At 58.1% G+C, this 16382-nt stretch carries 16 protein-coding genes, 1 tRNA gene and 3 pseudogenes; 10 read left to right on the forward strand and 10 right to left on the reverse strand.

From position 1 onward, the window contains the following. Nucleotides 1-197: 197 nt before the first annotated feature. Nucleotides 198-1079, reverse strand: a pseudogene (locus tag ETW23_RS00565) (SDR family oxidoreductase). A gap of 37 nt (nt 1080-1116) precedes the next feature. Here ETW23_RS00565 and ETW23_RS00570 point away from each other — a divergent pair. From ETW23_RS00570 to ETW23_RS00585, 4 genes are read left to right on the forward strand one after another with little or no spacing between them, the layout of a single operon-like run. Beyond that, nucleotides 1117-1596, forward strand: a complete 480-nt coding sequence (locus tag ETW23_RS00570; protein WP_129372256.1) for a UPF0262 family protein — start codon at nt 1117-1119, stop codon at nt 1594-1596. 3 nt (nt 1597-1599) lie between these two features. Then, nucleotides 1600-2058, forward strand: coding sequence for a low molecular weight phosphatase family protein (locus ETW23_RS00575; protein ID WP_129372255.1), 459 nt, complete (start codon nt 1600-1602; stop codon nt 2056-2058). Next, the gene (locus tag ETW23_RS00580; protein WP_134828787.1) at nt 2055-2453 is read left to right on the forward strand and encodes a ketosteroid isomerase-related protein; all 399 of its coding nucleotides are present in this window, start codon (nt 2055-2057) and stop codon (nt 2451-2453) included. The genes ETW23_RS00575 and ETW23_RS00580 overlap by 4 nt, the downstream gene beginning before the upstream one ends. Beyond that, entirely contained in the window at nt 2450-3037 is a 588-nt protein-coding gene (locus tag ETW23_RS00585; protein ID WP_134828788.1) for a GNAT family N-acetyltransferase, read from the forward strand. Before ETW23_RS00580 ends, ETW23_RS00585 begins: the two co-directional genes overlap by 4 nt. Nucleotides 3038-3076: 39 nt before the next feature. Here ETW23_RS00585 and ETW23_RS00590 read toward each other — a convergent pair whose 3' ends face one another. Then, a complete protein-coding gene (locus ETW23_RS00590) occupies nt 3077-3997 on the reverse strand; it encodes a hypothetical protein (RefSeq protein WP_134828789.1) in 921 nt (306 codons plus the stop codon). Between the two features lie 257 nt (nt 3998-4254). On the opposite strand from ETW23_RS00590, the gene ETW23_RS00595 reads away from it, so the two are divergent. From ETW23_RS00595 to ETW23_RS00620, 6 genes are all read left to right on the forward strand, one after another. Further along, a complete protein-coding gene (locus tag ETW23_RS00595; protein WP_134828790.1) occupies nt 4255-5133 on the forward strand; it encodes a carbon-nitrogen hydrolase family protein in 879 nt (292 codons plus the stop codon). 83 nt (nt 5134-5216) lie between these two features. Continuing rightward, complete coding sequence (infA, locus tag ETW23_RS00600) at nt 5217-5435, forward strand: translation initiation factor IF-1 (protein ID WP_005978431.1); 219 nt, start codon at nt 5217-5219, stop codon at nt 5433-5435. Between the two features lie 178 nt (nt 5436-5613). Then, entirely contained in the window at nt 5614-6195 is a 582-nt protein-coding gene (locus ETW23_RS00605) for a nucleoside triphosphate pyrophosphatase (protein ID WP_134828791.1), read from the forward strand. Then, nucleotides 6192-7214 carry a ribonuclease E/G gene (locus tag ETW23_RS00610; RefSeq protein ID WP_134828792.1) on the forward strand — a complete coding sequence of 341 codons (1023 nt, stop codon included), beginning with the start codon at nt 6192-6194 and terminating at the stop codon, nt 7212-7214. Before ETW23_RS00605 ends, ETW23_RS00610 begins: the two co-directional genes overlap by 4 nt. After that, entirely contained in the window at nt 7211-7414 is a 204-nt protein-coding gene (locus tag ETW23_RS00615; protein ID WP_134828793.1) for a DNA gyrase inhibitor YacG, read from the forward strand. Before ETW23_RS00610 ends, ETW23_RS00615 begins: the two co-directional genes overlap by 4 nt. 81 nt (nt 7415-7495) lie before the next feature. After that, nucleotides 7496-7570 (forward strand) — tRNA-Phe (locus tag ETW23_RS00620). Nucleotides 7571-7944: 374 nt separating this feature from the next. Here the strand turns inward: ETW23_RS00620 and ETW23_RS00625 are convergent. The 8 genes and pseudogenes from ETW23_RS00625 to ETW23_RS00655 all read right to left on the reverse strand — a co-directional run bounded on the left by ETW23_RS00625 (nt 7945) and on the right by ETW23_RS00655 (nt 16354). Further along, complete coding sequence (locus ETW23_RS00625; protein WP_205879927.1) at nt 7945-10944, reverse strand: type I restriction endonuclease subunit R; 3000 nt, start codon at nt 10942-10944, stop codon at nt 7945-7947. Beyond that, nucleotides 10920-11090 carry a hypothetical protein gene (locus ETW23_RS25330; RefSeq protein WP_205879928.1) on the reverse strand — a complete coding sequence of 57 codons (171 nt, stop codon included), beginning with the start codon at nt 11088-11090 and terminating at the stop codon, nt 10920-10922. The genes ETW23_RS00625 and ETW23_RS25330 overlap by 25 nt, the downstream gene beginning before the upstream one ends. Beyond that, the gene (locus tag ETW23_RS00630) at nt 11087-12085 is read right to left on the reverse strand and encodes a DUF4268 domain-containing protein (RefSeq protein WP_134828794.1); all 999 of its coding nucleotides are present in this window, start codon (nt 12083-12085) and stop codon (nt 11087-11089) included. The genes ETW23_RS25330 and ETW23_RS00630 overlap by 4 nt, the downstream gene beginning before the upstream one ends. Nucleotides 12086-12214: 129 nt before the next feature. Continuing rightward, nucleotides 12215-12688: a hypothetical protein gene (locus tag ETW23_RS00635; RefSeq protein ID WP_134828795.1), complete on the reverse strand. Its 474-nt coding sequence runs from the start codon at nt 12686-12688 to the stop codon at nt 12215-12217. Continuing rightward, a complete protein-coding gene (locus tag ETW23_RS00640) occupies nt 12685-13401 on the reverse strand; it encodes a DUF3800 domain-containing protein (protein ID WP_134828796.1) in 717 nt (238 codons plus the stop codon). Before ETW23_RS00640 ends, ETW23_RS00635 begins: the two co-directional genes overlap by 4 nt. Then, the gene (locus tag ETW23_RS25535) at nt 13398-14030 is read right to left on the reverse strand and encodes a restriction endonuclease subunit S (RefSeq protein WP_134828797.1); all 633 of its coding nucleotides are present in this window, start codon (nt 14028-14030) and stop codon (nt 13398-13400) included. The genes ETW23_RS00640 and ETW23_RS25535 overlap by 4 nt, the downstream gene beginning before the upstream one ends. Nucleotides 14031-14296: 266 nt before the next feature. Further along, a pseudogene (locus ETW23_RS25540) lies at nt 14297-14797 on the reverse strand (restriction endonuclease subunit S); the annotation flags it as partial. Continuing rightward, a pseudogene (locus ETW23_RS00655) lies at nt 14760-16354 on the reverse strand (type I restriction-modification system subunit M). The pseudogenes ETW23_RS25540 and ETW23_RS00655, both read right to left, overlap by 38 nt. Between the last annotated feature and the right edge of the window lie 28 nt (nt 16355-16382).

A 16382-nucleotide genomic window follows, 5' to 3' on the forward strand; every position in this document is an offset into this window, starting at 1 on the left:
CGGGATATTTTCCGCCAGATGAAAGGGATCCGCGCCCCGGGCCCGCCGGGGCGCTTCACCTGGCGCGGTCATCGGCGTCCCCGCCTGTACCGCAAGACTAGGGTCGCCAAGTTTGGTTAATGATCCGTTGCTTCATCTGGCCCCAATATCCCCGCCGGAGGCCGCAAGTCATTTTTCCCGGAAAAATGACGCAGCACTCAATAGTGCGCGGTATAGCCGCCATCCACAGCCAGCACCTGCCCGGTGATGTAGGACGCGGCAGGGGAGGCGAGGAACAGGATGGCGGGCGCCAGCTCCTCAGGCTCGCCCCAGCGGCCGAGCGAGGTGGCATTTTTCTATTTCACTGCAATTTCCGGGTCAGCGGCCGCGGACATGTTGGGGCTGGTTTTGAAGAAACCCGGGGCAATGGCATTCACTGTGATGCCTTTGGGGCCAAGCTCCGCCGCCAGTGCCTTGGTCATGCCGTTGATACCGGCTTTGGCTGTTGTATAGGCCGCATCCCCGGATTGGGCGATGAGACCGGCAATCGAGGATATGTTGATGATGCGGCCATACCCCTTTGGTGCCATTTGGGCGGCGGCCAATTGCGCAAGACGGAACGGGGCGATCAGATCAACATCCCATAGCGCTTGCAGATCGGATCGCGTGAAGTCCATGAGGTCGCGCCGGTCTCGCTGGCCCACGTTATTGACCAGAATATCGAGACCGCCTTCACCAGCGATGCCTTCGAATGCCGCGGTTGCAGATCCCTCATCAGCCACATCCAGAACCATTGCGCGGGCCTTTCCCGGCATCCGGCTCAAGGCCGCCGCCACCCTTTCTTTATTGCGTCCGTTCACCCAAACCTCGGCTCCGGCTTCAGACAGAAGGCGGGCAGCGGCAAACCCCAGCCCGTCCGTGGAGCCGGTCACCAGCGCGCGCTGGCCTTTGAGGGAAAACTGATCAAGCCCTGTCATCGTCCTGCCTCCTGTTGCAGGCAAGCTGTTCGTGCAGGCGTGGCCTGTCAAGCACTGCCGCAAATGGCGCAGGCTTTGACGCCCGCTGCTGCATTGCCCCAAGCGCGGCGGTGCGATAGTCATGGCCGGACGCCTTAGCGCATATTAGAGACAAAGACCCATGAGCCGCATCAGCCATATCGAATTGGACGACCGCAACCTGCCGCCTCCGACGCCCGAGATCGAGCAGGAGCGGAAAGTTGCGATTTACGACCTGATCGAGGACAACAGTTTTGCGCTGCCGTCCCGCGAAGGACGCGACCTGCCCGCCGGCCCTTATCATTTAGGACTGGCGATCCGCGACAAACGCCTGGTCTTTGACATTATCACGGAAGAGGGTGAGAAAGCAGCAGAGTTCCACCTGTCGTTGTCGCCGTTCCGTCAGGTGGTCAAGGACTACTATCAAATCTGCGAAAGCTACTTCAGCGCGGTGAAAACCATGCCGCCCAGTCAGATCGAGACCATCGACATGGCGCGGCGCGGCATCCACAACGAAGGCAGCCGGGTTCTGCAGGAACGGCTGGAAGGCAAGGCCGAAGTCGACACCGACACCGCCAGGCGCCTGTTCACCTTGATCTGCGTATTGCATTTCGGAGGCTGACGGGTGGAGGAGCTGCCGCAGTCCATTCTGTTCTGTTGCGACCACAATTCGGTCCGCTCTCCAATGGCGGAGGGCATTATGAAGAAATTCTTTGGCACCGGCACCTATGTGCAGTCCGCCGGTGTCAAGAACGACATGGAGATCGACGGTTTCGCCATCTCTGTCTGCCAGGAAATCGATGTCGAGCTGTCGCGCCACCGGTCGCGCTCGTTTGATGAGATGGAACGCTGGGGCGATGACCTGTCGTCCTTCGATCTGGTGGTGGCGCTGTCGCCTGCCAGCCAGCGCCGGGCGCTGGAACTTACCCGTTTTTTTCACCTCGATGTCGAATATTGGCCGATTATGGACCCTACCGGGCTCGGCGAGACACGCGCAGCCAAGCTAGATGTCTACCGGCAATCACGGGACCAAATCATCCAGCACTTGAAGAGCCGCTGGGGTGAACCGACGGAGAGAACATGACCGATACCATCGCGCGCTATTTCGCAGCCTTCAACGCCGCCGACACCGACGCCATGCTGGACTGCCTGGACGACCAGATTGCCCACCATGTGAACGAGGGCAAAATCCGGGTAGGCAAAGATAAATTCGCGGAATTCTGCGCCCACATGAGCCGCTGCTATAAGGAAGAGCTGACCGGTATGGTGATCTTTTCCAACGGCGACGGCACCCGTGCAGCGGCAGAGTTCATCGTCAACGGCACCTATCTGGTGACGGACGAGGGCCTGCCGGAAGCCAAGGGCCAGACCTACCGGCTGCCAGGCGGCTCGTTCTTTGAGTTGAAAGACGGCAAGATTTCCCGCGTCACCACCTATTACAACCTGGCGGACTGGATCGCCCAGGTTTCCGCCGGATGACGATCCGGGTTGAGACGATGACCGGCGCGGCGCTGGAGGCCGCGCTGGACGACGTGGCACACCTGCGCATCAAAGTCTTCCGCGCCTGGCCATACCTGTACGATGGCGACTTGGCGTATGAGCGGGAATACCTGCAAAGCTACCGTGACAGCACCCGCGCCGTGGTGGCCGGTGCTTTTGACGGTGAAACCCTGGTCGGGGCCTCCACTGGCGCACCGCTGAGCGATCATGCGGATGATTTTGCGGCGGCGTTCGAGGGCACCGGCATTGACCTGACCGGCGTCTTCTACTGCGCCGAATCCGTGCTGCTGCCGGAATACCGCGGCCATGGCGCCGGCCACGGTTTCTTTGATGCGCGCGAATCCCATGCCCGCAAGCATGGGTTCAGCAAGACCGCCTTTTGCAGCGTGCAGCGCCCGGCGGACCACCCGTTGCGGCCTGCGGACTACGCGCCGCTGGATCCGTTCTGGCACAAGCGTGGCTATGCCCCGTTGCAGGGTGCCATCGCGCATTTTTCCTGGAAGGATGTGGATCAGGCCGGGGAAACAGGCAAGCCGCTGCAGTTCTGGATCCGGGATCTGTAAGGGGGCAGGCGCCCGCGCGGGGCGCCTTAAACCTGAAATTCAGACGCCTTCGGGGCGGGCTTTTTGCAGCTCGTCCAGGGCCTGCTTGTGCTGGGCCAGGAAGAATCGCACGTCATCCTGAGCGGACTTGAAGCTGTTCTGCGCCGCAACCAGCGCCTTGCCGGTTGCAACCCGCTCCTTCTCGATGCCGGACTGTTTGGCGTATTGCTTCAGCAGGCTGGTGGCTTCCTTCAGGATCTTGGGCAGGGTTTCCTTGATGTTCTTGGCATGAAGCGCGATCTTGTGCTTCTTGATCAGCGCCCGAAGCGCTGCGTCGGCTTTGCCTTCGATATCCTCGCGATTGACGCCTTCCTTACTGTACTGCGTCTTCCAGGCCTTGCGGACGGCCTCCAAGTCCTTTTCAGCCTGTTTCACGTCCTTGACGATGTCATTGCAGGCGCCTTCGATCTTGGCACCACGGGTATGAAGATCCTTCAGCTCCTTCAGAACCAGCTTATTTTTCTGGTCATGCTCCTTCTTGAGCTTTTCCAGATGCTTGTCGGTTTCTTCATTTTCCTTCTCGACCTTCAGCTGCTGCGCCATCTGCTTTTGCTTGATCTTGTCCGCATTGCGGGCCAGCTCTGCTGCCGCATCCTCTCGCTTTTCGATCAGCTTGGCATAGGCCAGGCACAGGTCCCTGCTGTGCGATTGCAGCTTGCCGCATTTGCCGCGCGCCTTCAGCATCGCATTGGCCAGCATACTGAACGCCTGCACGATCTCAGGCATCTGGTCCAGATCTGCCTTGGACGGATCGCCCGACGGCGGCACGCCCATTTTCTCCAGCAGATCCATATATTTGCCCACGCCACTGCCCTTGCAGGCGCCGGCCCGGTATTCACGCCAGAATTTAGTGCGGAAGCCTTTTTTCGGGATGTCGGCAATAACGCCTTTCAGGTTCTTGTCATCAAGCTTGGTAGCCAAGGGAGTGGTCCTTTTTCAAATTAACAAATGAGTGTCTGCGCCCGAGAATGGCCAAATAGCCGCGCAACACCAAGATGGAACGCTGGATGCAGCTGTTTCCGTTGCAAAAATGCGCATCCTTTTCGAACTGTTTTTGCGGCCCGGTCCGGCGGCAGCTGCAATCTGTATACTGCCCCGCCTTGCGCCGGGCACCTTTGCAGGGCAATCCTGCCGGAAGGCCGCACCGGGATGCGGCTGCCGGCCACCGGAGAGACCGCATGAAAATCGCCACCGCCGCCTATCCGCTCGACTGGCTCAGCAGCTGGGCACAATATGAGGACAAGCTGGCCGCCTGGGTGGCAGAGGCTGCCGGAAATGGCGCCGAGCTGCTGGTATTCCCGGAATACGGCGCGATGGAGCTGTCAACGCTGGACGGCGCGGCGGTTGCCGCCGATCTGGAGCAGTCGATCCACTCGGTGTCGGAAAAAATGGAGGATGCTGCCGCGCTGCATCTGCGGCTCGCCGCCGAACACGGGGTGCATATCCTGGGTGCCTCTGCCCCGGTCAACAGCGGCCTCACCCGGCCGGTGAACCGGGCAGAGCTCTACACGCCCTCAGGTAAGCGGGATCATCAGGACAAGCAGATCATGACCCGGTTCGAGCGAGAGGACTGGGGCATCATGGGCGGCGGGCCGCTCAAGATTTTCGATACCGCCCTGGGCAGAATCGGGGTGCTGATCTGCTATGACAGCGAATTCCCGCTGCTGGGGCGTGCGCTGGCACAGACGGATGTGATTCTCGTCCCCTCCTGCACCGAAGCGCTGGCCGGATACTGGCGGGTGCGCATCGGTGCCATGTCCCGGGCGCTGGAAAACCAATGCGTGACTGCCATGGCATCTATCGTCGGCGCCAACGAATGGTCCGAGGCAGTCGACCTGAACACCGGTACCGGCGGCATTTTCGGCCCGCCGGACAAGGGCTTCCCCGGCACCGGCGTTCTGGCCGAAGGCACGCTGAACCAGCCGGGCTGGACCTACGCCGAGGCCGACCTGGAGGCCATCGCCCATGTGCGGGCATCTGGCGGGGTGTTGAACCGGCTGCATTGGGAAGAACAAATGCCGCGGGTGAAATCGGTCACAAAGGCCGCTCTTTGCTGATTGAGCCCTTGAAATATTGGAAAAATGACCCCATTTAGGCGCACGTCCCGCAGTTTGCGGGCTAACCCAATGATGGAGACAACATGGCCAAGGAAGATACGCTCGAATTTCCCGGTGTCGTGAAGGAACTCCTGCCTAACGCGACGTTTCGGGTCGAGCTTGAGAACGGCCATGAGATCATCGCGCATACGGCAGGCAAGATGCGCAAAAACCGCATCCGTGTTCTGGCAGGCGACAAGGTACAGGTGGAAATGACCCCCTATGACCTGACCAAGGGCCGGATCAACTATCGCTTTAAATAAGCTGTTGATCTGGAAGAAATATCAAGGCCCGGCATTCTGCCGGGCTTTTGTTTTTTCGGGCGGCCTTGCCGCCGCGGCCCCGGGCGGGGATATTTCTGACAGAAGGAAGGTGCAGGCGCACTTTTCCAATGCTGAAATCCACCCTATGACGGGCGCAAACGGACAAGAGGGCCACGGCATGGCATTCATTCTGGGATCGGGCAGCCCGCGGCGGCTGCAGCTTCTGGCGCAGCTCGGCGTGCATCCGGACGCGGTGCGTCCGCCGGAAATTGATGAAACGCCGCTGAAGGCTGAGCTGCCACGGGCCTACTGTGCGCGGGTCACACGGGAAAAAACCCAAGCTGTCCCCGCGGGGACAGAGGATATTGTTCTTTGTGCCGACACCACCGTTGCCTTGGGCCGGCGCATACTGGGCAAGCCGCGCGATGCAGGCGAGGCAGCAGAGTTCCTGCTGGCCTTGTCAGGCCGCCGCCACCGGGTGATCACCGCCGTTGCTGTGCGCTGCGGCGACCATGTCTGGGAAAAGGATGTGGTCAGCCAAGTGAAGATGAAAAACCTCTCCGACGAGGAGTTGAACGCCTATCTCGCCACAGGCGACTGGAAAGGCAAGGCCGGCGCCTATGCCATCCAGGGACCGGCGGGCGCTTTCATACCATGGATCAGCGGCTCCTTCACCGGGATTGTCGGGTTGCCGTTGTCCGAGACTGCCAATCTTTTGCGCGCCGCCGGGCTGCCGCTGTATCAGGAGGCCGCCGCATGAAGGGCCGCACCATCATTCTCGACCACATCCAGGACCGTGAAGCCGCAGCATTGATGGTGGACGGCAAACTGGAGGACTTCCTGGCCGAAAGCGACGCCCCCGCGCCCGGCACCATCTACCGCGCCCGCGCCGACCGGCCCGTGAAGGGGCAGGGCGGCATGTTCCTGACCACGCCTGACGGCCCGGCCTTCCTGCGCCAGGTCAAAGGACTGGCACCTGGCCAGATGATCCTGGTGCAGGTCTCCGGCTATGCCGAACCGGGCAAGGCGATTCCGGTCACCCAGAAGCTGCTGTTCAAGAGCCGCTATGCCATTGTCACGCCGGAGGCGCCGGGGCTGAACATCTCGCGCAGCATCCGCGACGAGGACGAGCGCGACCGGCTGCTGGAGATTGCACATGAGGAAATGGGCGAGTCGGGTTACGGCCTGATCCTGCGCTCTGCCTGCGCCGGCGCGGACAGCGAAGAGATCGCCGAAGACGTTGCTGCGATGGCGGCGCTGGCGGCGCAGGTAATGCAGGATGAAGGTTCCGAGCCGGAGGTATTGGCCGAAGGTGACACCCCCCATCTGCTGGCCTGGCGGGACTGGGTGGAACCTGCTGATGTGGAGCGCGAACCCGGCGGGTTCGAACGTCTGGGCGTACTGGATGCGCTGGACATTGCACAGGGTATCCGCGAGCCGTTGCCGGGCGGCGCCTTCCTGTTCATCGAGCCGACCCGCGCCCTGGTGGCGGTGGATGTGAACACCGGCTCGGACACCTCGCTTGCGTCGGGCGTTAAGGCCAATATGGCCGCCGCCAAGGTCCTGCCCCGCGCCTTGCGGGTGCGCGGCTTGGGCGGCCAGATCATCCTGGACCTGGCCCCGATGCCTAAGAAGGACCGGCGCGGCTTTGAAACCGCGCTGCGGTCCGCCTTCCGGGCCGATTCCGAGGAAACGGTTCTGGCTGGCTGGACCAACCTCGGCCATTTTGAGTTGCAGCGCAAACGCGGCCGCATTGCCCTGAATGAGGTGCTGAAATGAGCTGCCCGATCTGCGGCGGGGAAACGCAGAAGACACACCGGCCTTTCTGTTCCAAGCGCTGTGCTGATATCGACCTCGGGAAATGGCTGACCGGTGCCTATTCAGTGCCTAGCCAGGACCTGGAAGACATTGAAAACGCTCTGGAAGAAGCTGGCCGCGCGCAGGCGCCGGAAGAAAATCCGCAGCAAACCCGCCATTAGCGCTTTTCTTTGAAAAACCCTCTGGACACCGCCGCGCGCTCGTCATAGAACGCCCCCACCCAAGGCGAACAGCCTTCCCGTGCCCGGGTAGCTCAGGGGTAGAGCAGTGGATTGAAAATCCTCGTGTCGGTGGTTCGATTCCGCCCCCGGGCACCATTTACTTCAAATAACGCCTTTGAAGTCAGATGCTTACGTTATGTAGGTTGTTATCTATCCCCCTCTCTGTCCACCCGGTTAGGCTGGCTTGTAATGCGCCTACACATATGAACCGGGGTGCAACTTTTCGGTTTTGAAGACCGATGCTACTGGCGTGAGACGCAACACACTGAGGGGGCTTTGTTGTGGTTGCAACTTCGACGCAATGGCAGGCGCCACTATGCGCTCTCTACTGAAATGGCCAAGAAATTCGTTCTCAGGCTGCGTATGCCGAATGAAAACGATGGTGTGCTATCGCGGCCAAAAGAAGAAATCAGAAAATCTTGCCCACGCAGTAGTGGTGCCGCTAACTAAAATCAGGAAAAGGGCCATGATTAATATGCGTCACCCCACTTCAACAACGCCTCTGCCTGACTAAGCACGGTATTAATCGCAACGGGTGCCAAGTCGGGCGGATAGCCGAACTTCTTCAGAATGCGGCGGACCAACACACGTAGCTTTGCGCGCGCACTTTCTTTCAGGTGCCAATCCACGGTGACATTCTGCTGAAGCTGTTCGACAAGGACATGGGCAATTTTGCGCAGTTCTTCATTGCCCAGCATTTCAACCGCGCTTTGGTTCTGAGCGAGCGCATCATAGAATGCGAGCTCTTCCTCGCTCAAACCGAGGTCATCGCCACGCTGCACTGAGACCTTCATATCCTTGGCCATGTTGATCAGTTCTTGGATCATCTCAAGGCTAGTTATGGCGTTGGCGTGGTAGCGTGCCACAGCGGCCTCAAGGCGCTCTGAGAAGGCCTTGGCCTCTACAACGTTTCTTTGTCCGCGCGCTTTGATTTCGCCCGCCAACAGCTTTCTCAGCGCCTCCAAGGCGAGGTTCTTGTGCTCCATGTTCTGGATTTCAGCCAGGAACTCTTCAGACAGCACCGAGATTTCGGGCGTCCTAATGCCTGCTGCGGCCAACACATCGATGATGCTTGCATCGGCGATGGCGTCTGAGATGAGTTGACCGATGGCGAACTCTTTCTCTCGCTTACTCATGCCAGTCTTTGGCGATGACTTCGAAAGCGCAGCACGCACAGCTTGGAAAAAGCCCACCTCTTCCTTGACCGATTGTGCGTAGTCGCTAGCAGAGGCCAAGGCGAAGGCCTTGGATAGATTGGCGACCAGATCGGCGTAGTAGTTCAGCTCGGCCTTCTTAGCCTTTTCATCGGTTGCCTTGTCTGCGCGGGCCTTCTGTTTCTCCAGCGCCCATTCGATTGCCCCAGCGAGCGCCTTTAAGCGCTCCTGAGGCGCGCCTACGATCCCGGCCTGATAGTCGAAGCCCGAGAAGAAGTCTTGGCACCTCTCGACAAGCTCCTGAAGCGTGGCAACGGCCTCTTCCTCGTCAATCCCAGTTTGGTCACGGTCGGTGGCGGTATAGTTCTGGAGTGCCTTCTTCAAGTTCTGTCCGATGCCGATGTAGTCGACGACTAGCCCACCCGGCTTGTCCTTGAATACCCGGTTCACACGCGCAATCGCCTGCATCAGACCATGGCCACGCATCGGTTTGTCAATATACATCGTGTGCATACTGGGCGCGTCGAAACCGGTCAGCCACATATCCCGAACGATCACCAGCTTGAGTTGGTCTTCTGGATCACGCGCCCGTTTTGCCAGTAGGTCGCGGCGCATCTTGCTGCCGATGTGTTTTTGCCAATCCAGCGGGTCAGACGCAGACCCGGTCATAACGACTTTGACACCCCCTTCCTTATCATCCTCGGAATGCCATTCCGGGCGCAGTTCGGTGATCCTGTTGTAGAGGTCGACGCAGATTGCACGGCTCATGCAGACAATCATGCCCTTCCCGGCCATTGCCTCGACGCGATCTTCAAAGTGGGCCACGATGTCATGGGCAACCTTCTCAAGTCTCGGAGGCGCGCCCACAAGGCGTTCAACACTGCTCCATTTCGACTTGGCCTTCTCCTGCTCTGAGAGTGTTTCGTCATCAAAGAGCGCATCAACGGCGGCGTCGATCTCCGGCAGCTTGTCTTGCTGCAACTCCACACGCGCGAGGCGGCTTTCATAGTAGATCGGAACCGTGGCTTTATCTTCAACTGCACGGCTGATGTCATAAACATCAACATATTCGCCAAAGACAGCGGGTGTGTTCACGTCAGCAGCCTCAATAGGCGTGCCGGTAAAACCCGCGAAGGACGCATTGGGCAGGGCTTGGCGCAGATAATGCGCATAGCCATAGCGCCGCGCGCCCGTGGTGCGATCCAGTTTGGCATCAAAGCCGTACTGGCTGCGGTGTGCCTCGTCTGCGAGCACAATGATGTTCCGCCGATCTGAGAGCATAGGGAAGTCTTCCTCACCCGCCATCGGTGAGAATTTTTGCAGGGTCGAGAAGATCACGCCACCGGACTGGCGGTCCAGTTTTTGCCGCAGATCTTCGCGGTCTTCGATCTGCTCAGGCGTTTGGCGGATCAGGTCACGGCAAAGCGAAAACGTGCCATAGAGCTGGTCATCCAGATCGTTGCGATCTGTAACCACTAAGATCGTTGGGTTTTGCAGCTTAGGCGCACGCACCAGAAGTCCCGCAAAAAACGCCATAAGAAAGCTCTTGCCTGACCCTTGCGTGTGCCAAATCACACCTACCTTGCGGTCGCCATCCGCGCTGACAGCGTCAATAGCGCTTGCCAGTGCTTTGCGCGCTCCGTGGAACTGGTGATAGCCGCCAATGATTTTGAAAACGCCGTCGCCCTTGTCGCCAAAGACTGTGAAATCACGCACCAACTGCAAAAGGCGTTCAGGGTGCAACACGCCGCGAATGAGCGTCTCCATCTCTTTCGGCCCTTCGGGCGTGAAGTCGTCTTGTGCGCCCGTGACTGTGCGCCATGGCATGAAACGGTCCTCACCGGCGCTCAGCGAGCCAATCCGTGCCAGCAAACCGTCAGACGTGATCAGCGCTGCGTTCGTCCGAAACAGCGAAGGGATTTGCTGCTTGTAAGTCTGAAGTTGATTGAAGGCGTCCTCAATCGTCGCGTTTTCACTCGCCGCGTTCTTCAACTCGACCACGACCAAGGGCAGGCCGTTCACAAACGCCACGACATCCGGGCGACGATTATGGCCGCTTTCAACCACGGTGAATTGGTTCGTGACCATCAGATCGTTGTTGGCGGGACTAGCGAAGTCGATCAGACGCACCTTGTCGCCTTTGATGGAGCCATCCGGGCGGCGGTATTCAACGTCGATCCCATCGACCAGCAACCGATGAATGCGCCGGTTTTCTTCGATAAGTGACGGGGTTTCGGAGACCTGAACTTGGCGAAGCGCAGACTGCAACGCCTCCTGAGGTATATCCGGGTTCAGCCGCCCAGCAGCAGCTTCCAACAAGCCCCAAGAACAACCTCACCGTATGCCCCACGTTGCCGATTGGGACCATCAGGGGCGATCTCAAACGGGTCTTCAAAGCGCCAGCCCAGCTCTTGCAAAATGGCCAGAACGGCTTGTTCTACGAGGTCCTCGTTGATGCTCATGGCGCAGGCACCTCGCCGTCATCAGCCACATCGCGATACTTGTCTGGGTCTAAATCTCGGACACGCAACCGAAAGGCGTGGTTGAAAGCGTCCAACTTCTCAACCATCCAATCGTGATACTCTGGCCAGCGAGCTTCATCAGACAGCGGACAAGACTGTTTGTAGAGGATGATCCTGCACGCGCGTTTTTCGGGCAGCGGCAGCCATTCGGGCGCAAAACCAAGATCACTCTCGATCACCGCGCGATCTTCGGACAGCTCCAAGAAATGCGCATGGGCGTTTTCATCGCCCAGATATAACTCAATCCCAATCCATTCTTCGCGTGTATTGATCACTGCACCTAGGTGCATTCCCGATTTGCCGATAGGAAAGATAGTCCAAGACTGCGGGCGCGCTTTGCGAGAGCGCTGCAAGGGGTGTTCAGCCATGTGATCAGCCAACGACTGCCAATAGGCCAACTGACGCTGCTTGGTTCCTGTGAGGGCCTCGGTTTCGATCCGCCGGGTAGCCGCTCCGACAGTCTTTGACCACTCATTGGGCTTTGACACGATGTTGAACTTCGGGGCAGCAGGACTATCCCCAATGCGCCAAAGTTCGACCTCAAGCGCAAAGAACCGGAAGTCGTCGTCTGTGACCGTGTTCAGCCAATCCAACGCGGCACGATGCTCTTCTGTGAAGGTCGCTGCGACCCACACAATTGTCACAGCCTTCAGGCCCGCAGCATAGGTGATCAACTGGCCTAGATGCTTGTGATCGGTGCGCTCAAGCTGGTTCTCAATCAAGACCCAACTGTCGTTCCGCAGATCCTTGCACAGAATATCCGCGCGAAAAGGACCAACCTCTTTTTCTTGCGCCTCAACCTCCAATTCTAAGCCCAACGCATCGGCTAACAACCCGATGTTGCCTTCCCGCGCCAGCCATGGCGTGAAGTCCTGATCTTCGGTGCGCCAGATGTCGCGCAGGTCGATCTTTTCTAAACGGCCAAGGTCAGTCATCTTGCCCCCGCATGCGGAACGGTAACTTGACATTTACGCATTTTGCATACACTTAGAGTGTAGCTCATCTGCCATGCGTAGAAGGAGTATTCGAGGCCGCTCCGGGAAACCGGCGCGGCTTCAGCCTTTTTAGGGCGCGTTCCAAGCTGCATCCCTTTCCTTCCTAAGTTTTTGAACTCTATGATTTCTATCTGTGCAGTATGCCGTCTTCAGCAGGAAGTTCTGCTGCCGTGAAGCCAACACCACGAGATACTCTTCTCCGAGCCACAACAAGGTGTTTTGCTCGCGACCGCGCCGATTTTGCCAAACGTCGATCTCTGCACACCGAGCCTCGTTTTCAATGATCCAACGAACCCAAGCCAACCGCTCACATCGGCGCAAGTCCGGCGTGCGGTCATCTTCAACGCGACCCTCAGAGATCAAATGCCAGAAACCCGCCCACTTTCGCTCGTGCTCTGGTGTGCGCCTCGCGGTAACTTTGGCCCCGCGAAATCGCAGATTATGTTGCAGAATGTCCTGGTCAAATTGAGCATAAAGCGCGTCCTCATAGCGCGCCCAGTCACCGCCATACTCATTGAACAGTATAAGGTTTGGAAGGGTCATACGGCCCCACCGTTGGGAACCCAGCGCAAGAGGTTGAATTTCTCCGCGCCAAAAGAAGATGTTCGCGTCAAAACTTGATCCCCAAGGCGAACCTTCAGATCTTCTATCAATCGCAACTTCGCAGCACTGCCCGACAGACCACGATTTTCATAGCCTACCGCGCCGATCAGCAGGTCAGCCAGTTGTAAAACCGGGCTTTCGTGTGATCGAATTTGCTGCACACGACGAATGGTTTGATGGTCGAAGTCGTAAATTCGGTTACACAGAACATCGTGCAGACGATCCACCTTCTCACTGCCCAGCGTGTCCTTGATATCGAGATAGACGTTATAGGCGTGTGGCGGTTTGAACACGTATTGCAGCATGAGGTAATACATCTTGTAATACCAATCATCATGCGACTGATAATGTGCTTCATGATCCAAAATCGTCTTGTCCGGCACCAACACGCCTCGAAAATGCAGGGCGGTGTCGTTCAAGAAAAACGCGATCAGCTCGCGATAAAACGGCAATGCACCATTTGAGACTTTGGTCCATTTGATTTCGAACCCGGGCGCAATGGCGTGGCGATCCTTGATGCCGCGAATGGCGTTGGAAATGCGGCGCGTTTGATCTGCATCGCAATACACGCCGCCCAGTACCATGACCTGTTCCCGGTCATTTTCGAGGTGACAGCTTTCGTCGCAGTAAATGTTGATGAGCCTAGCGGTCATAGACAGGCCTCCGCGTCTTTCAGGCGGATTTCGCCGGACATGAGTTTGGGCAGAAGGAGGTCGCGGAGGGCGGCGAGGGTTTGGTTTTCTTCGGTGTTCGCCCTGACTTTCGCCAAAATCCTCCTTGCTACTTTGGAGTAAGCGTTTTCAAGGGCTTGCCCCGGACACAAGATTGGCATCGAACGAATGGTTTTCGAATTGACCGCGTTCGCAATCGAAGAAGTGCTTCCCAGAGTTCCATAGTCAAACTGCTTCATCCATGCATAAGTATATTCGGTAGGTGCAGATTTTTCGGTCGGATTGAGATGTGCAATCGCCTCGTTCGTGGCCATTGAATTCGCTGCTATTGCCACTCGACCCACAGTGAGTTTGAAGCTGACCAGAACCGTTTCGGCCTTGACGACCGGTACTCGACAGGAAGCGACCGAGCTTTCTTCTAGCGTTTCTGCCGTATTAAATGCGAATGCGCCGGATGAGCCAAGGTCTCTGATTGACAACCAAGGCACACCACGACCATCACTCCGAAAATGCCATTTTTCTTTTCTTGGTGGCGTTCTGCCAATTGTGATCTTGTAGCGATCAGCAAGCGCACTGTTCTTCCACCCCTCAGGCAGGCCATCGTCGCCCAGCTTGGCGGGGAAGAGGGGGCGAGGGTAGCGGCTGTTAGAGGTTTAGTGGTCGATATGCCGGACGCGGAACCGGTGACCACTTCCGCTGGCATATCTCCGGCGGGGAAGGCGTGGCCCATGATGGCGGCGGGGTCGGTGGCTCCTTCCATCTGACGGCGGGTGGGTCCGAAATCGACGAACCAATCCCGGAACAGCGCCCGCGCCATCTCTTCCAACGTCTCATTCATCCGCCGGTTCAGCTCGATTTTGTCGAAGATCAGTTTTACGCGCTTGGATACCTCCTTCTGATTGCTCAAATCGGGGAATGGTATCCTCAGGTGATTGATGTCCCGAATGGGAAGCTGAGGTTGAGCGCTCCCAGTCTGCAACGACGCGACCTGTCTGGAAAAGGCGGGAGACCGCAATGCGTAGTACAGAAACTCAGGATCAAGCGCGATTTTGTCGGGGCGCATCAAAACCATACCCGAGTTTATTCGAACATGCTCGTATGGGACGCTCTCGTCATACAATGCCAAGTTACCAACGGTCCCACGCGTGGTAAGTATTACGTCGTCTCGTTGTGCCTTACCTTTTCTAAGCAACTGGTCCTTCTCTTCTGATATGAAAGCCGTATCAGAAAAGCTAAACCCACTCGCCGAGACATTGCCAGCGTTTAGGAATAGGCAATGGCCGCGCGCTGAGAACTCGTTCGTTTTTGGATAATTGGCCCCTCGGTCACCATCAATTATTTCAAGTGGGAGTTCGCTCAAAGCCTTGTTTGGGAACATCACCTGCCCCCAGCTCACCAAAGAGACGAGCTATCGCAGTCTGTAGATCATTTGACTTCGAAAATTGAGCCATGGCCTTGGCAGAAAGAGCTTTGAAGCGTTCCTCAAACGGCACTCCGTCGCCTTCATCCTCTGCCGCCCCAACATACCGCCCCGGCGTCAGCACGTGGTCAAACTTGCGGATGATCTCCAGCCCTTCGGATTTGCAAAACCCCGCCTCGTCGGCGTAGGCCTCCCAGCCTTTCTCCTCCAGCGTCTCGGGCTCGGCGCGCCAGCGGCGGTAGGTGCCTGCGATCTTTTCGATGTCCTCGTCCGAGAACTCGCGCCGCACCCGGTCCACCATGTGGCCCATATTGCGGGCGTCGATGAACAGTACCTCTCCGCGCCGGTCCCGCAGCCCGTTTGCGGATTTGTTCCGGCTCAAAATCCACAGACAGACGGGAATTTGCGTGGAATAGAAAAGCTGCCCCGGCAGGGCGACCATGCAATCAACGCGGTCTTCCTCGATCAGGCGTTTTCTGATTTCGCCCTCGCCGCTGGTTTGCGAGGACATGGAGCCATTGGCGAGCACCACGCCCGCATGGCCGCGCGGGCGAGGTGGTGGATGATGTGCTGTATCCACGCGAAGTTGGCGTTGCCCTTGGGCGGGATGCCGTATTGCCAGCGCTCATCCTCGGCCAGCCGGTCACCGCCCCAGTCCGAGATGTTGAAGGGCGGGTTGGCGAGGATGTAATCGGCCTTCAGCCCCGGATGAGCGTCTTTGTGGAAGCTGCCCGCGCTGTCCCATTCGATGGCGGCGTCGATGCCGTGGACAGCAAGGTTCATCTTGGCGAGCCGCCAAGTGGTGTGGTTGATCTCTTGCCCGTAGACCGAGAGGTTCAGCGGGTTGCCGCCGTGGTCTTCGATGAACTTTTCGGACTGGATGAACATGCCACCCGAGCCACAGCAGGGGTCGTAGACGCGGCCTTGGTAGGGTTCGAGCATTTCAACGAGGGTGCGGACGACGGAGCGGGGCGTGAAAAACTCGCCACCACGTTTGCCTTCGGCGCTGGCAAAGCCCGAAATGAAGTATTCATAGACCCGGCCCAAGAGGTCGCGCGCACGGTCAGCGCTGTCGTGCATTTTAACGTTGGAGAAGAGGTCCACCAGCTCGCCCAGCATTGTCTTGTCGAGCGTGGGCCGGGCGTAGTTCTTGGGCAGCACGCCTTTGAGGGTCTCGTTGGTGGGTTCGGCCTCGATAGCCTCCATCGCGTCGTCAATGATCTTGCCGATGTTTTCTGAACGAGCATTGTCCTGAATGTAGGACCAGCGGGCGGTCTCGGGCACCCAAAATACGTTCTCAGCGAGGTATTCTTCGGGGTCCTCAGGGTCTGCAAAGTCGTCTGCGGTGAGCTGATCGTGCATCGCCTGAAAAGCTTCAGAAATGTATTTGAGGAAGATCAGGCCTAGCGCGACGTGTTTGTATTCAGAAGGCTCTAGACCGCCTCGCATTTTGTCAGCGGCTTTAAAAAGATCCGCAGCGAAGTCGAGGTCTGCCTGTCGTGAAGTGTTGGCCATGAAATGCGCGCCCTGCGAATTGCTTATT

It is taken from the genome of Leisingera sp. NJS201 (genome assembly GCF_004535885.1).
Classification (GTDB): domain Bacteria; phylum Pseudomonadota; class Alphaproteobacteria; order Rhodobacterales; family Rhodobacteraceae; genus Leisingera.

Excerpts from the sequence above, each read along its gene's own strand:
- ETW23_RS00570 (WP_129372256.1), top strand. The coding sequence starts at position 1,117 with ATGAGCCGCATCAGCCATATCGAATTGGACGACCGCAACCTGCCGCCT.
- ETW23_RS00580 (WP_134828787.1), top strand. The coding sequence starts at position 2,055 with ATGACCGATACCATCGCGCGCTATTTCGCAGCCTTCAACGCCGCCGAC.
- ETW23_RS00585 (WP_134828788.1), top strand. The coding sequence starts at position 2,450 with ATGACGATCCGGGTTGAGACGATGACCGGCGCGGCGCTGGAGGCCGCG.
- ETW23_RS00595 (WP_134828790.1), top strand. The coding sequence starts at position 4,255 with ATGAAAATCGCCACCGCCGCCTATCCGCTCGACTGGCTCAGCAGCTGG.
- infA (WP_005978431.1), top strand. The coding sequence starts at position 5,217 with ATGGCCAAGGAAGATACGCTCGAATTTCCCGGTGTCGTGAAGGAACTC.
- ETW23_RS00605 (WP_134828791.1), top strand. The coding sequence starts at position 5,614 with ATGGCATTCATTCTGGGATCGGGCAGCCCGCGGCGGCTGCAGCTTCTG.
- ETW23_RS00610 (WP_134828792.1), top strand. The coding sequence starts at position 6,192 with ATGAAGGGCCGCACCATCATTCTCGACCACATCCAGGACCGTGAAGCC.
- ETW23_RS00615 (WP_134828793.1), top strand. The coding sequence starts at position 7,211 with ATGAGCTGCCCGATCTGCGGCGGGGAAACGCAGAAGACACACCGGCCT.
- ETW23_RS25330 (WP_205879928.1), bottom strand. The coding sequence starts at position 11,090 with ATGAGCATCAACGAGGACCTCGTAGAACAAGCCGTTCTGGCCATTTTG.
- ETW23_RS00630 (WP_134828794.1), bottom strand. The coding sequence starts at position 12,085 with ATGACTGACCTTGGCCGTTTAGAAAAGATCGACCTGCGCGACATCTGG.
- ETW23_RS00635 (WP_134828795.1), bottom strand. The coding sequence starts at position 12,688 with ATGACCCTTCCAAACCTTATACTGTTCAATGAGTATGGCGGTGACTGG.
- ETW23_RS00640 (WP_134828796.1), bottom strand. The coding sequence starts at position 13,401 with ATGACCGCTAGGCTCATCAACATTTACTGCGACGAAAGCTGTCACCTC.